The sequence below is a fragment of the Roseovarius atlanticus genome, from assembly GCF_019802205.1.
Lineage (GTDB): Bacteria > Pseudomonadota > Alphaproteobacteria > Rhodobacterales > Rhodobacteraceae > Roseovarius > Roseovarius atlanticus_A.
Window position 1 is genome coordinate 1776530 of the sequence record NZ_JAHVHQ010000003.1, and the last position, 13761, is coordinate 1790290.

Genomic DNA, 13761 nt, shown 5'->3' on the forward strand with positions numbered 1-13761 from the left:
TACCAAGGCCAATCCAGTTCGGCACTCGGCTTCTCCATCACAGCTTGCAAGAAACCAGTATCACTCTCCGAAAACCTCTGCGGCTGGCTGCACGCCTCCCGGATTGGCGGCACGATACCCCGGCAGGGTCTTGATCGCGCTCGTGAACTCCCGGCTCTGCATGGCGGCGATGACCCGCTTCATGGCTTCCGACGCCAGCAGCGCGTCGCGACAGACGAACACGTAATCCTCCGTCACCAGGGGCAGAAATTCCAGGTTGAACCGACGCGCGGCGGCCTCCACGCCAAAGCTCGCATCGGCCATGCCGCTCGCGACATAGGCGGCGACGGCGGCATGGGTGAACTCGAAGGACGGATGCCCCCCGCCAATGTCATCCGGCGTCATGCCGACTTGCGCAAGGATCTGCTTGAAAAGATGCGCCGTCCCCGAGACCGGGTCACGCGCGACAAAACGGATGTCGGGAGTCTTCAGGTCCTCGACGCCCCGGATCCCCAGCGGATTGCCGGCCCCCAGCATCAAGCCCATTTCGCGGGTGACGAAGCTGATGACGCTGTAGCGCTCTCCGGTCAGGAACTCCCGGTTCGCCTCGATCGCCTGCCGACGCAACGGCCCCTGCGGCAGATGCAGTCCGGCAAGGTCGCATTCGCCTCGCTTCAGTGCCATCAGCGAGGTTTCGTTGCTGACGTAGCGCAGGTTGAAGACCATGTCGCCCTGGCTGTCGAGGATGCGCTGCAACTGCTCCACGGCGAAGCCGTGGCTGGCATGGGCACGGATCTCCGTGGTGGCCTGCGGCAGAAACTCTGCCAGTTCCGCCTCCAGCTCGTGCACCAGGTTGGCGAGCTGCGGCATCAGCCGGGCTTGCAGCCGCTGCCCCGCCCAGACCAGCCGTTCGCCGAACGGCGTCAGGTTGGTGCCCTTGCCGCGTTTGCGCTCCACCAGCGGCGTTTCGAAGAAGTCCGACCATTTCTCGATCAGGTTCCACGCGTGCCTATATGAAATCTGCGCCTGCTCGGCGGCGCGCGTGATCTTGCCGGTCGCGCGGATCTCGTTGAGAAAATCCAGCATCACCATCATCGGCGGCTCGTCTTCGGACTTGCGAAACCGCCAGACGGGGACAATCTCGATCTGCATACGGGTCTCCTTAATATGCATTACAGTGCATAACTTTGAACAGTCATTTCGACCTATATGCAGTAAATATCATATTTTTCAAAAACAAAAGACCATTAATTTGAGATCATGCGGCTTCGAAGGCGAGAAGCCGAAGATGAAATATGAAGTAATATGCATAAGGAGAGGACTCCATGCCCTATGATATCTCGACCACCCGTGCAGACCTGATCATTCATGGTGAACGGGTGCCCGCGCGCTCCGGTCGCAGCTTTGAAACACTCAACCCGGCCACCGAGCAACCGCTCGCACAGGTCGCCGAGGCGGGCGTCGAGGATGTGAACGACGCCGTCGCCTCCGCCCGAAAGGCGCTGACCGGCGACTGGGGCCGGATGCGCGCCGCCGATCGCGGCCAGATCCTGCTGCGCTTCGCCGACCTCATCCGCCGCGACCAGGACCAGCTGATCGAACTGGAAAGCCTCGATTCCGGCAAGCCGGTCTCGACCATCCGGCGCCAGGACATGCCGGCGGTGCTGGACACGCTGACCTACTACGCGGGCTTCGCCGACAAGATCAACGGACAGGTCATTCCCGCGCGGCAGGACGCACTGACCTACACAGTGCGCGAGCCGGTCGGCGTGGTCGGGGCCATCGTGCCCTGGAACTTCCCGATGATGATCGGCATGTGGAAGATCGCCCCGGCCCTGGCCTGCGGCTGCACCGTGGTCCTGAAACCCGCGGAACTCACACCGCTGACCGCGCTGAAACTGGGCGAACTTGCGCTCGAGGCCGGTATTCCCGCCGGCGTGCTCAACGTCGTGCCGGGCTTCGGCGCCATCGCGGGGCAGGCACTGGTCGATCACCCGGATGTGGACAAGGTGACCTTCACCGGCTCTCCGGGGGTCGGCCGGCAGATCCTGCAAGGCTCCGCGGGCAACCTCAAGCGCGTCACCCTGGAACTCGGCGGCAAATCGGCCAACATCATCTTTCCCGATGCCGACATAGACACCGCGGCCAAGGCCGCCGCGTCCGGTATTTTCTTCAACAGCGGGCAGGTCTGCTCGGCCGGCTCCCGGATCGTCGTCCACAACTCGATCCGCGCGGAGGTCGTGGAACGGCTCGTGGAACGGGCCGAGAAGATCCGCACCGGCGACCCGTCCGATGGCGGCACGCAGATGGGGCCGGTCGTCTCCGAGAAACAGATGGACCGGATTCTCGACTATATCCGCATCGGCGAGGAAGAAGGCGCACGGCTCGCGACAGGCGGCGCCCGCGCAATGGAGCGCGGATATTTTGTCGCCCCGACCGTGTTCGACGATGTCCGCCCCGAGATGCGCATCTCGCAGGAGGAGATTTTCGGCCCTGTCGCCTCGGTGATCGGCTTCGATGACGAGGACGAGGCGCTCGCCATCGCCAACGGCACCAGCTTCAGTCTCGCGGCGGGTATCTGGACCAACGACATGCGCCGGATGCACCGTTTCCTGCGCGACCTGAAGGCAGGCACGGTCTGGGCCAACACCTTCGGGCCGACCGACGTGCGGTTGCCCTGGGGCGGCACTCGGGATTCCGGCTTTGGCCGCGAGCATGGCGAGATCGCGCTGGAAAACTTCACCGAGCCGAAATCGATCTGGATCGCGCATGGCGCATGACGCCTGATCCCTTCATCGCGGGGCCGTGTCGTCCTCCCCTCCTCCCGGTCGGCATGACCCCGCAAACGCAACGGCCCGCCCCCTCCCGGCGGGCCGTTCTGCTGTCGCCCCGTCAGTCCGGCCGTTCCTTCATCGGAATGCGCGAACCTGCTCGAGAATCGGGTCGATCACGTCGAAATCGCGCTCCTCACGGATGAGTACCCAGGCGGGAAGTTATGGCTGCAATGCCAGACAAAGCCCGTCGGCATCTGTCATCGGCCAGCCCGCATGGATCTCATCTGCCCCGATGAGACGTCCCGATCTCCGTGTCGCTGACCAGGCGCATCCCCAGATGGGCCGGCGGCGATCCTACGGCGCATCCGCCGCGGGCGGGGTTGCGGATAAGGTAGGACATCGCGGCGACATGTTCGCCGCCGACGTAGAACGCAGGACAGCGAGACGGATCGGCGTCGCCCGATGCGCCCGAGAAACATTCCTGCGTCCACTCCCATACGCTTCCGTCAAGATCGGCGATACCCTCGGGAGAGGTCGAAAAACTCCCCCGCGGTTTCAGCGCACGCGGCGTCAAGCCTTCGATCAGGTAGGTCGACGCCCATGTGAGCGACGGATCGGTGAAGATCGGATCGGCGTCTTCCGGCAGGACGGAAGCCGCCATCTCGGTCCACTCGTTTGCGGTGGGCAGTCGGAAAGTCGCGCCTGTCGCGTTATTGATCCACTCCAGATATTCTCCGACATCGACATAGCTCAGGCCCGTCGCGGGCGTCGCCTGCGCATCCTGGTCCGGCCGGACCCGCAGATGCAGGGTGCAGGCGCCCTGATCGTGGCAAATGTTCCATTCGGCCACGCTGACCTCGTACTTCTGGACGTAGAGCTTTGCTCCGGTCGACAGCGTGACGGGGGTTGCCGCCATGTCCGGCAACAGCGCCGGATCGTATCCGGCACCGCGCCGGGTCAGCGCGGTGCCGAAAAGAACCGCCGCGATGACCAGCAGCGCAACCAGAAGAAGGGACACCTTCAGGCCGGGCTTCCATGTCATCGCGGCGGTCATGTTCCCGCTCCTTTCGCTCAGCTTTCGAACGGTCGCGGCTCCACGACCTGTTCCATCAGGGTGTTGTCCCACGCGCCCTCGACGACAAAGTGCGCGGTCCCGCCCAGCATGGCGCCGATGATCAGGTTGTGGTTCACGTAGGCATAGACGCCCGGCTGCTCGAACGTGTACATCGCCGCCGCCGCGCTGCCGCCACGGACGAACCATGTCTCCATGCCCGTCAGCGGCGGATCGGTGAACGAGCTCTCCCAGACATAGTTGCCATGCCCGCCGATCAGGTGCGGGCGGCTGTCCACGTTGCACGAGTTGTGCACCATCAGGACCGTCTCGCCGACCTTCGCCTTCAGCGCGTGTTCGCCTGTCAGCGCACCGACCGCGCCGTTGAACACCTGGTGCGTCGGCACGAGCGTCCGCATCGCCTCGAGGCTGTCGGCGTAGTCATCCCCGGCGGCGTCATAGCTCTTGTAGTCGCCGTTCTCGTCCATCGGCAGGTAATAGTCCTGCTCGCCGATATAGGCGATGCTGTCATAACGCAGCGGATTGCCCTGCCCGTCCTTCAGCCCGTCCCGCGGCAGCACCATGATGGCGCCGTTCATGCCATGCGCGACGTGATACGGGATCATCGCGCCACCCGGGGCACAGTGATAGGTAAAGCACCCCGGTTTGGTCGCCTTCCAGCGCAGCACGCATTCCTCGCCGGGATAGACATGGGTCAGGCCACCGCCGCCCAGCGCCCCCGTGGACGCGTGGAAGTCGATATTGTGCTCCATCATCGAATCCGCGGGGTTGCGCAGGGTCAGCTCGACCATGTCGCCCTCGTGGCAGATGATCAGCGGGCCAGGAACCGAGCCGTTATAGGTCAATGCCCATACGCTGGCCCCGGTGTCCTCATCGACGACCATCAGGCGCTCTTCGGTGACCATGGTGATCTCGATGATCTTGGGCCCGCCGGTAGCGACCTGCTCGTGTTCCGGCGCGAAGGGCGGCGCCACAAGCTCCTGCTTGACGCGGGTATAGCCTGACAGGTCGGCCGGTTTCGCGGTGCTGGCGGATGCACCGTCTGCGGCCGCCTTGTGCAGATTGCGCGACACCGCATCGGCCTTCAGCGGCTGCTGCGGGCGGCGGGCGGCCATTGCGCCCGCGCCGGTCATGGCGGCGGCGCCGGCCAGGATCGATCCGCGCAGCACGTTGCGGCGACTGGTTTTTGTCAGGCCTGGGTTGATGAACTTGGTCATTCTATCCTCCTGGGAAATGGGTGCGGCGGGCCATCCCGCGCGCACCGCTGCATCACATGTTGCTCAGTTGATCTTCGAAACGGGCCTTGGCCTTCTTCGGCACGCGCCCCTCGAGAAAGCCCTCGGGCGCCTCGACATCGCCGACGGCGATGGTCATCACCATGCCCATGGCGTAGTGCGGCTTGCAGATCACGGCATAGACACCCTCGGTGTCCAACGTGACCTCGAACTCCTCGTTGATCTTGCCCTTGAAGCCCTCGGCACCGTCCGGGATCATGTCCTTCGCGGTCTCGGCGTTGTGGCCCTTGTCGGCGGCGACGAACTTGATCGTGTCGCCGGGCGCGGCCTGCACGAAGGCCGGTTCGAATACCATGCGCTCGCCATCCGCGCCCTTGTTCAGCATCTTGACTTCGAATGTTTCGGCGAAGGCAGCGCCCCCCATCAGGGCCGCGAGTGCCAGGCCGGTTGCCAGTGTGCGGATCATCGGTCTCTTCCTTTCGGATTTCTGTTTCGGTTGACTGAAACATACTGCGTCCCCGCCGGGCGCTTTTTGCTCTGGCACAAACTTCTGCGCGATGACGCGGAAAATGCGTGTTGGTCCGACGCCCCGGAATGTGGCAGAACCCCGGGCATGGATCCTTCCCCTTCGCGCAAGACACTGCCGCGACTCGACGAGAGCCTGCTGACGCACCTGCCGCCGTTCTCGCGGCTCGAGAAACGGCAGATCCGCACGGTCCTCGATCAGGCGTCGTCACGGCGCTACGACGAGGGCGTGGCGATCTTTCAGGAAGGTCACCCGGCGGAGCGTTTCTTCATGCTGCTCGACGGCTATGTCCGGGTCGTGCGCATCACGCCCACCGGCGAGCAGGTCACCGCCCTGCACATCCCGCCAGGCCAACTGATCGGCATCGCCAGCGCCATCGGACGCGACACATATCCAGCGACAGCGATGACCGCGTCGGAATCGCTCGCGCTCAGCTGGCCGATGCACCTGTGGGACAGCTTCGTCGCGGAATACGACGGCTTTGCCACCGAAACCTACAAGACACTGGGCCAGCGGCTCGGCGAAGTACAGAACAAGATCGTGGAAATGGCCACCCAGCAGGTCGAACAGCGGGTCGCCAACGCGCTTCTGCGTCTGGTCAACCAGACGGGCCGCAAGGTGGAAAACGGAATCGAGATAGATTTCCCGATCACGCGACAGGACCTGTCCGAACTGACCGCGACCACCCTGCACACCGTCAGCCGCCTGCTCAGCGGCTGGGAAAAGCAGGGTCTTGTCGAAAGCCGGCGCAAGCGCATTGTCGTGCGGGACGCGCACGCATTGGTGATTCTCAGCCAGAAGTAACCGCAGTCAACTCCGCTCTGCCGCCTGCCTGAGTTCCGCCAGGAAGTCCTCCTCGTCCAGGTGATACTCGGCACAGGCGTCGGTCACGGTGTGAAACGGGCTGACAAGGCACCCGACGCACAACATCCCGTGTCGAACGAAGACCGGGATCGTCTGCGGCCACGCCGTTATCAGGTCGGCCAGCGGCAGGTCGGGGTCATCCAGGCGGGCGCGGGGCATGGGCTTTCTCCTTTCCCCTCTCAGCCTAACCGGCCAATCGCGCCGAACTTTGCGCTGGCACAAACTTCGGCTCCGGAGGCGCGGCTACGAATGGGCATCCCGCTTTCAAGGAGGCCCGAACATGGCTGAAATTCTCACGAAATCCCGGGCGCGAAACATCTTCTACGGAGGCTCGATCTTCTTCGTCGCGGTCTTCGTGGCGATGACCGTCCACTCGCACCGCTACGTGGTGCAGACCTCGACCGCCGGAATGCCGCTCACCGAAGAGGTGCGCCACGGCAAACACGTGTGGGAGGAACATTCCTGCATCAACTGTCACAGCCTGCACGGCGAAGGTGCCTATTTCGCACCCGAGCTTGGCAACGTCATGACCCGCTGGGGCGTGCTGGACAGCCCCGACGACGCATTCGAGATGCTCAAGGGCTGGATCGAAAGCCAGCCCAGCGGCATCGAAGGACGCCGCCAGATGCCACGCTACGAACTGACCGACGAGGACCTTCGCGGCCTGTCGGAATTCCTGCGCTGGACCGATCAGACAGACACCCAGGGCTGGCCGCCCAACGACGCCGGATAAGGAGGCGAACCCATGAAATACGAATCTCAGAAAGTGGCGTACTGGTACATCCTCGCCTCGCTGGCCCTATTCGGCATCCAGGTGGCGGGCGGGCTCGTTGCGGGCTGGATCTACGTCTCGCCCAATTTCCTGTCCGAGCTACTGCCCTTCAACGTGATCCGGATGATCCACACCAACGCGCTGATCGTCTGGCTTCTGCTGGGCTTCTTCGGCGCGGCCTATTTCCTCGTGCCCGAAGAATCGGAACGCGAGATCTGGTCGCCGAAACTGGCCTATCTGCAACTCATCATCCTGCTCGTGGGCACGCTGGGCGCGGTCGGCTCCTACCTCGTCGGCATCCATGGCGGGCGCGAGTTCCTCGAACAGCCCCTCTGGGTCAAGTTCGGCATCCTCGTCGCCGCGGTCATCTTCCTGGTGAACATCTCGATGACGGTGCTGTCGGGCAAGAGGACGGCCATCACCAACGTGCTGCTCATGGGCCTGTGGCTCTTGTCGCTTCTGTGGGTCTTCGCGTTCATCAACCCCGACAACCTGAGCCTCGACAAGATGTACTGGTGGTTCGTCGTCCACCTCTGGGTCGAAGCGACCTGGGAGCTGGTGATGGCCGCGATCCTGGCCTTCCTGCTGCTGAAACTGACCGGCGTCGACCGCGAGGTGGTGGAAAAATGGCTCTACGTCATCGTCGCCACCGCGCTTTTCTCGGGCATCCTCGGCACCGGGCACCATTTCTACTGGATCGGCCTGCCCGGCTACTGGCAGTGGGTCGGCTCGATCTTCTCGACCTTCGAGGTGATCCCGTTCTTCCTGATGATGTCGTTCGCCTTCGTCATGGTCTGGAAAGGCCGCAAGAACCACCCGAACAAGGCTGCCCTTCTGTGGTCGCTGGGCTCCTCCACCGTTGCGTTCTTCGGCGCGGGCGTCTGGGGCTTCCTGCATACGCTGCACGGGGTAAACTTCTATAGCCACGGCACGCAGATCACCGCGGCCCACGGCCACCTCGCCTTCTACGGCGCCTACGTGGCGCTGAACCTGGCGGTCTTCACCTACGCGATGCCGATGCTGCGCCAGCGCGAACCCTACAACCAGGTGCTCAACATGGCCAGTTTCTGGCTGATGACCGGGGGGATGGCCTTCATGACCTTCGTGCTGACCTTCGCCGGCACCATCCAGACCCATATGCAGCGCGTGGTGGGCGACTATTACATGGACGTGCAGGACAGCCTGTCGGTCTTCTACCTGATGCGCTTCGGCGCCGGAGCGACCGTGGTGATCGGGGCACTGTTGTTCATCTACTCGATGCTGGTCGTCCGCCGGAAAGAGGTCATCACCCCCGGCCCCGCCAACCCTGTTCCGGGAGAATGAGCGATGAACATGGAAAACAAGCCCACCTTGCCGTTCTACCAGCCCACGGGCCGCGAATGCGACCTGTTCGAGACGGCCCATGACAACGGTTTGCCCCTTCTTCTGAAGGGGCCGACCGGCTGCGGCAAGACCCGCTTCGTCGAGCATATGGCGGCGCGGCTGGGCAAGCCGCTCTATACCGTGGCCTGCCATGACGACCTGTCGGCGGCCGACCTGATCGGGCGCTACCTGCTGAAGGGCGGCGAGACCGTCTGGGTCGACGGCCCCCTGACCCGCGCCGTGCGCGAGGGCGGGATCTGTTACCTCGACGAGGTCGTCGAGGCGCGCAAAGACGTCACCGTGGTCCTGCACCCGCTGACCGACACGCGCCGCACCCTGATGATCGACCGCACCGGCGAGGAACTGGTGGCGCCTGCGGGCTTCATGCTCGTGGCCTCCTACAACCCGGGCTATCAGAACGCGCTCAAACGGCTGAAACCCTCCACCCGGCAGCGCTTCCTGTCGATCTCCTTCGAGTTCCCCGATGCGGAAACCGAGATCGCCGTGGTCGCCGCCGAAAGCCGGCTGGAGCCGGGACGCGTCGCGCCGCTGGTGCGGCTGGCCGGGCATATAAGGCGGCTGTCGGGCATGGACCTGGAGGAAGGCGTTTCGACCCGCCTGCTGATCTATGCCGCGACGCTCATGGCGGGCGGCATGGGGGTCGTTCAGGCGCTCGAGGCCGCCGTCATCGAACCTCTCAGCGACGAGCCGGATGTGCAGCAGGCGCTGCGCGACCTCGTCGAGACGATCTACGGGTAAGCGCGATGCACCTTCTCGATCTCATGGAACCGGAAGAGACCGTCGGCAATCTCTGGCATGACATGGCCAGCCGGATTGGGGCCGAGGTCAGCTTCGCGCAGGCGAGCGTCACGCTCGCCTCGGTCAGGCCCAGCCTTGCCGTGCTGTTCCGCTCGCTGGGCGGCGCGCCGGGGGTCGAGCTGTCCGAGGTCGCCGCGTCGCTGGTGCGCCACCGTCGGCCCCTGCGGCGCAAGCTGGGGGCCGAGCGCGATCACGAATGGATCGCCCGGTTCGACGGCGAGCGGCTGGCCCTGCCGCCTTTCATCGCCGCCTTTCCGGACCCCGCCCTCAACCGTGCGGCCTATTTCTGGCTGACAGCACTTGCGGCCTGCTCAGACATCGCCGCCTACGACTTCGCCACAGGCGGCCCCGCCCTCGACTGCGCCCAGATCCGGGCCAACATGGCGGCGGCTGACGCGGCCTATGCCACCTGCCCCGGCCTGCGGCAAAGCTATGCGCAGATGGCGTTGTTCTGCGCCAAGACACGTCCGAACGTCCTCCGCCCGGCCCAGGAGGCGGCCATGGAAGCCGCCATTCTCGATCAGCTCTGCGGGGCGAAACCGGCGCTTGCGCCCACCCCGGCGCCACGCGGCTACATGCCCGCGGCACCCGTGCCGATCTGGCTGCGTTTTGCCAACCCCGGCTCCGGCGCAGCAGCGGGCGACGAAGAGGCCGATCCGGCAGCGCCCCCGCCAAACGCCGCCCATACCAGCCGCAAACTGGGCGAACGCAAGGACCAGGACCAGCAGAACCGCAAGGACAGCTTCATCATCCACCGTTTCGAGTCGATCCTGTCATGGGTCGAGTCGATGAACATCAACCGCAGCGTCGACGATGACGACGACGACAACGCCCAGAAGGCCGCCGACGACCAGGACCGCATCACCCTGTCGAAACACGACCGCAAGGCCGCGACCCGCCTGCGCCTGCATCTCGACCTGTCACCCGCCGATGCCGATCACGAGGCGCTGGCCGGCGAATACACCTACGCCGAATGGAACCACCGCAGCCGCAGCTACATGCCCGGCCATTGCCGTGTGCTGGACGCGCCCGCGCGCCCCGGTGGTGCGCCATTCGTGCCCGATGCCCGCCGCCTGCGCGAGGTCCGTCGCCAGTTCGAGGCGCTGCGCCCGCGCCGGATCCTGCAACCGCGCCAGGTGGACGGCTCCGAGCTTGACCTCGACGCCCTGCTGACCGCCCGCGCCGACCTGGCCGCCACCGGGCGCGGCTCGGACCGCATCTGGCAATCGGCCCGCCAGACCGAGCGGGACCTCTCCGTGGCCTTCCTGATCGACACCTCCCGCTCGACCGAGGCCGCCATCGGCGACACCTCGGTGATCGAGGTTGCGCGCGAGGCGATGGCGGCGCTGGCCGGGGGCATCGACGCGGCGGGCGACCGGCTTGGCATCTGGGGGTTCTCGTCCCTGCGCCGCGACCGCGTCTTCCTGACATGCTGCAAGACTTTCGACGCCCCAATGTCGCCGGAAATCACCGCCAATATCGGCGCGCTCAGCCCCGGCCACTACACCCGCCTCGGCGCCGCGATCCGCCATGCCAGCGCCCAACTGGCCGACCAGCCAAGCGCCCGCAAGCTGCTGATCGTGCTGACCGACGGCAAGCCAAACGACCTTGACCATTACGAGGGCCAGCACGGCATCGAGGACAGCCACATGGCCGTGCGCGAGGCCCGCAATACCGGACAAAGCCTGCATGGCATCATCATCGATGAGGACGGCCAGGACTGGTTCGCCCGTATCTTCGGGCGCGGCGGCTTTACCCTGTTGCCCGATCCCGAACGCCTGACCCGGGCCCTGCCCGACATCTACCGCACCCTGACCCAGGAGACCTGACATGCGCAGACTGATCCTTCCCATCGCCACGCTCTTCGCCTCGCCCGCGATTGCCGAGAGCTTCGACCGGCCCGTCCCGCAGGCCCAGTCGGCCACCGCCGAATTCTGGTACGCGATGGCCTGCATCGCGCTCCTCGCGGCGATGCTCGCGGTGCACGGACTGGTGGCGCGCAGATGACCCGGCAGGGATGGTCCACCCGGCGCATCGCGCTGGCGCTCTACCCGTTCGGCGCGGGCGCGGCGGCGGTCAACGTCTTCTTCGCCTCGCTGATCTTCAGCTGGCTCGGTGCGCCGGTCGCCTCGACGGCGTGGTCGCTGGGACTGGGCTGTGGTATCGGGGCGCCCGCGACATGGTATTTCGCGCGGCACATCCGTCACCTGATGGATGTCGCAGAGGGAAAGGAGGCGTCATGAAGATCGACATGCGGACCGGCCAGCCCGTGATCGACGCGACCGACCTCGCCGGGCTGCTGGACCTGACCCCGAACGAGGTGCGCGACAGGATGCGCGACGGCCGGATCACGACGCGGCTGGAAACCGGCGCGGACGACGACGCCGGCAAGATGCGGCTCAGCTTCTTTCACGATGACCTGCGCGTGCGCCTGACCTGTTCCGAGGACGGAACGGTGCTCAAGACCCTGCGCACCAGAACGGGACAGCGATGATGGCAAAGACATCGGCAGAACAGATGCGCGCGTGGCGGGGCCCGGCGCTCTTCAGCTTCGGCTTCCGGCCCTTCTTCCTGTTCGGCGCGGCTTGGGTGGCGCTGGCGATGCTCTTGTGGCTGCCCGCCCTCTCGGGGGCGATCACGCTGCCGACGCGCCTCGACCCGGTGTCGTGGCACGCGCATGAATTCCTGTTCGGCTATCTCGGAGCGGTCCTGGCGGGCTTCCTGCTGACGGCAGTGCCCAACTGGACGGGACGGCTGCCGATGGTGGGCTGGCGGTTGGCGGCGCTCTTCGCGCTCTGGGGTGCAGGGCGCGTGGCGGTGCTGGTCTCTGGCCACCTGCCCGCGGCAGTCGCGCCGGTCATCGACCTGGCCTTTCCGCTGGTGCTGGGCGGTCTGATCCTGCGCGAGATCGTGGCGGGCCGAAACTGGCGCAACCTGGTGGTTCTGGGCCTCCTGGCCGTCTTCACGCTGGCCAACGGGATTTTCCATATCGAGGCTCTTACGGGGGCATATGCCGCCCAAGGCTTCGGCCTGCGCCTCGGCCTTGCCACCGCCGTCATGATGATCGCGGTGATCGGCGGGCGGATCATCCCGTCCTTCACCCGCAACTGGCTTGCGCAGCACAACGATCCCACGCGGCCCGCCCCGCCGATGCAACGTTTCGACAAGATCGTACTGCTGGCCAGCATGGTGATCCTGACGCATTGGGTCGTCCGGCCGTTCGCAACACAAACCGGCGCGGCGCTGCTCCTGTTCGGCGGGCTGCACCTTGCCCGGCAGGCCCGCTGGCAGCCGCATCACACGCTGCGCGAACCGCTGTTGTGGGTTCTGCACGCAGCCTACATGTTCATCCCGTTGGGTGCCTTCGCGCTCGGGCTCGACCAGATCCTGGGCCAGCCGGGCACCGCCGGGGCGCAGCACTTCTGGATGGCGGGGGCCATCGGCGCGATGACCCTCGCCGTGATGACCCGCGCCAGCCTGGGCCACACCGGCCAGAGCCTCACCGCGAACCGGGCGACCGTTGCGATCTATCTCTGCCTCTTCGGCTCGGTCCTCGCCCGGTTCGGCGCCTCGATCCATCTGGGCCTCATGCATCTGTCAGGGGCGCTCTGGCTGGCGGCCTTCGTGGGGTTCGCGATCGCCTACGGCCCGTCGCTCCTGCGCCCGAAACCGGAGAAGTAACATGGGATGGACCGGCTTTGCGGCCGTCTTCGCGGCCTTCTTCCTGACGCACTCGATCCCCGTGCGCCCCGAAATCAAGTCCCGGATTGCCGGGAGAATCGGAACGCGCGGCTTCGGGCTGGCCTACTCGGCCCTTTCGACCGGGATGCTGGCGCTGCTGATCTGGTCCGCCGGCGAGGCACCCTACGTGCAGCTCTGGCCGCAGATGGAATGGCACCGCCATGCGGCACATCTGGGGATGCTGGCTGTCTGCCTCATCCTCGCACTGAGCATCGGGCGACCGAATCCGTTTTCCTTCGGCGGCGCGCGGAACGCGTGTTTCGACGCATCCCGTCCCGGCATCGTAGGCTGGACACGGCACCCTGTCCTGCTGGCGCTGGCGCTGTGGGCTGGTGTCCACCTTCTGCCCAACGGAGACCTTGCGCATGTCATTCTGTTTGGCATGCTGGGCGGCTTCGCTCTCGCCGGTCGCGCGGTGCTCGACCGGCGCAAACGACGGGTCCTCGGAACATCCCTCTGGGTCAGGCTGGACACGGCACGCAAGGCCGGGCCACGGCTTCATGCGCCGCACTCCTGGTCCGGCCTGTTCCTCCGGCTGCTCTCGGGCCTTGTGGCCTTCGCCGCGCTTTTGCTGGCCCATCCGCACGTGATCGGCGTGTCCGCACTCTGACGCTGTC

At 65.5% G+C, this 13761-nt stretch carries 16 protein-coding genes; 11 read left to right on the forward strand and 5 right to left on the reverse strand.

The features are described 5' to 3' along the window. Positions 1 to 60: 60 nt before the first annotated feature. The gene (locus KUV49_RS14575; RefSeq protein ID WP_222450581.1) at positions 61 to 1131 is read right to left on the reverse strand and encodes a substrate-binding domain-containing protein; all 1071 of its coding nucleotides are present in this window, start codon (positions 1129 to 1131) and stop codon (positions 61 to 63) included. Positions 1132 to 1304: 173 nt separating this feature from the next. On the opposite strand from KUV49_RS14575, the gene KUV49_RS14580 reads away from it, so the two are divergent. Beyond that, on the forward strand, positions 1305 to 2759 hold the full coding sequence (locus KUV49_RS14580; RefSeq protein ID WP_222450582.1) for an aldehyde dehydrogenase family protein: 1455 nt from the start codon (positions 1305 to 1307) through the stop codon (positions 2757 to 2759). 274 nt (positions 2760 to 3033) lie between these two features. Here KUV49_RS14580 and KUV49_RS14585 read toward each other — a convergent pair whose 3' ends face one another. Genes KUV49_RS14585 through KUV49_RS14595 form a run of 3 tightly spaced genes read right to left on the reverse strand, consistent with a single transcriptional unit; the run spans position 3034 to position 5526 of the window. Beyond that, entirely contained in the window at positions 3034 to 3807 is a 774-nt protein-coding gene (locus KUV49_RS14585; RefSeq protein ID WP_222450583.1) for a formylglycine-generating enzyme family protein, read from the reverse strand. A 17-nt stretch (positions 3808 to 3824) separates the two neighbouring features. Continuing rightward, positions 3825 to 5042, reverse strand: coding sequence for a copper-containing nitrite reductase (nirK, locus tag KUV49_RS14590; protein ID WP_222450584.1), 1218 nt, complete (start codon positions 5040 to 5042; stop codon positions 3825 to 3827). 52 nt (positions 5043 to 5094) lie between these two features. Then, positions 5095 to 5526: a pseudoazurin gene (locus tag KUV49_RS14595; RefSeq protein WP_222450585.1), complete on the reverse strand. Its 432-nt coding sequence runs from the start codon at positions 5524 to 5526 to the stop codon at positions 5095 to 5097. Between the two features lie 174 nt (positions 5527 to 5700). Between KUV49_RS14595 and KUV49_RS14600 the strand changes: the two genes are divergently transcribed. After that, on the forward strand, positions 5701 to 6390 hold the full coding sequence (locus KUV49_RS14600) for a Crp/Fnr family transcriptional regulator (RefSeq protein WP_222451016.1): 690 nt from the start codon (positions 5701 to 5703) through the stop codon (positions 6388 to 6390). Positions 6391 to 6396: 6 nt separating this feature from the next. On the opposite strand, the gene KUV49_RS14605 is transcribed toward KUV49_RS14600, so the two are convergent. Then, entirely contained in the window at positions 6397 to 6609 is a 213-nt protein-coding gene (locus tag KUV49_RS14605) for a DUF1858 domain-containing protein (protein WP_222450586.1), read from the reverse strand. 121 nt (positions 6610 to 6730) lie between these two features. Between KUV49_RS14605 and KUV49_RS14610 the strand changes: the two genes are divergently transcribed. Genes KUV49_RS14610 through KUV49_RS14650 form a run of 9 tightly spaced genes read left to right on the forward strand, consistent with a single transcriptional unit; the run spans position 6731 to position 13754 of the window. Continuing rightward, the gene (locus KUV49_RS14610) at positions 6731 to 7183 is read left to right on the forward strand and encodes a c-type cytochrome (protein WP_152498043.1); all 453 of its coding nucleotides are present in this window, start codon (positions 6731 to 6733) and stop codon (positions 7181 to 7183) included. A 12-nt stretch (positions 7184 to 7195) separates the two neighbouring features. Then, complete coding sequence (locus KUV49_RS14615; RefSeq protein WP_222450587.1) at positions 7196 to 8545, forward strand: cbb3-type cytochrome c oxidase subunit I; 1350 nt, start codon at positions 7196 to 7198, stop codon at positions 8543 to 8545. A gap of 3 nt (positions 8546 to 8548) precedes the next feature. Next, positions 8549 to 9343, forward strand: a complete 795-nt coding sequence (locus KUV49_RS14620; RefSeq protein WP_222450588.1) for a CbbQ/NirQ/NorQ/GpvN family protein — start codon at positions 8549 to 8551, stop codon at positions 9341 to 9343. A gap of 5 nt (positions 9344 to 9348) precedes the next feature. Next, positions 9349 to 11232, forward strand: coding sequence for a nitric oxide reductase activation protein NorD (locus KUV49_RS14625; protein WP_222450589.1), 1884 nt, complete (start codon positions 9349 to 9351; stop codon positions 11230 to 11232). 1 nt (position 11233) lies between these two features. Further along, positions 11234 to 11410, forward strand: a complete 177-nt coding sequence (locus tag KUV49_RS14630; protein ID WP_222450590.1) for a protein NnrT — start codon at positions 11234 to 11236, stop codon at positions 11408 to 11410. Further along, the gene (locus tag KUV49_RS14635) at positions 11407 to 11646 is read left to right on the forward strand and encodes an NnrT protein (RefSeq protein ID WP_152492821.1); all 240 of its coding nucleotides are present in this window, start codon (positions 11407 to 11409) and stop codon (positions 11644 to 11646) included. The genes KUV49_RS14630 and KUV49_RS14635 overlap by 4 nt, the downstream gene beginning before the upstream one ends. After that, positions 11643 to 11897, forward strand: a complete 255-nt coding sequence (locus KUV49_RS14640) for a DUF6522 family protein (protein ID WP_222450591.1) — start codon at positions 11643 to 11645, stop codon at positions 11895 to 11897. The genes KUV49_RS14635 and KUV49_RS14640 overlap by 4 nt, the downstream gene beginning before the upstream one ends. Continuing rightward, positions 11897 to 13084, forward strand: coding sequence for an NnrS family protein (locus tag KUV49_RS14645; RefSeq protein WP_222450592.1), 1188 nt, complete (start codon positions 11897 to 11899; stop codon positions 13082 to 13084). Before KUV49_RS14640 ends, KUV49_RS14645 begins: the two co-directional genes overlap by 1 nt. A gap of 1 nt (position 13085) precedes the next feature. Beyond that, entirely contained in the window at positions 13086 to 13754 is a 669-nt protein-coding gene (locus tag KUV49_RS14650; protein WP_222450593.1) for an NnrU family protein, read from the forward strand. Positions 13755 to 13761 lie beyond the last annotated feature (7 nt).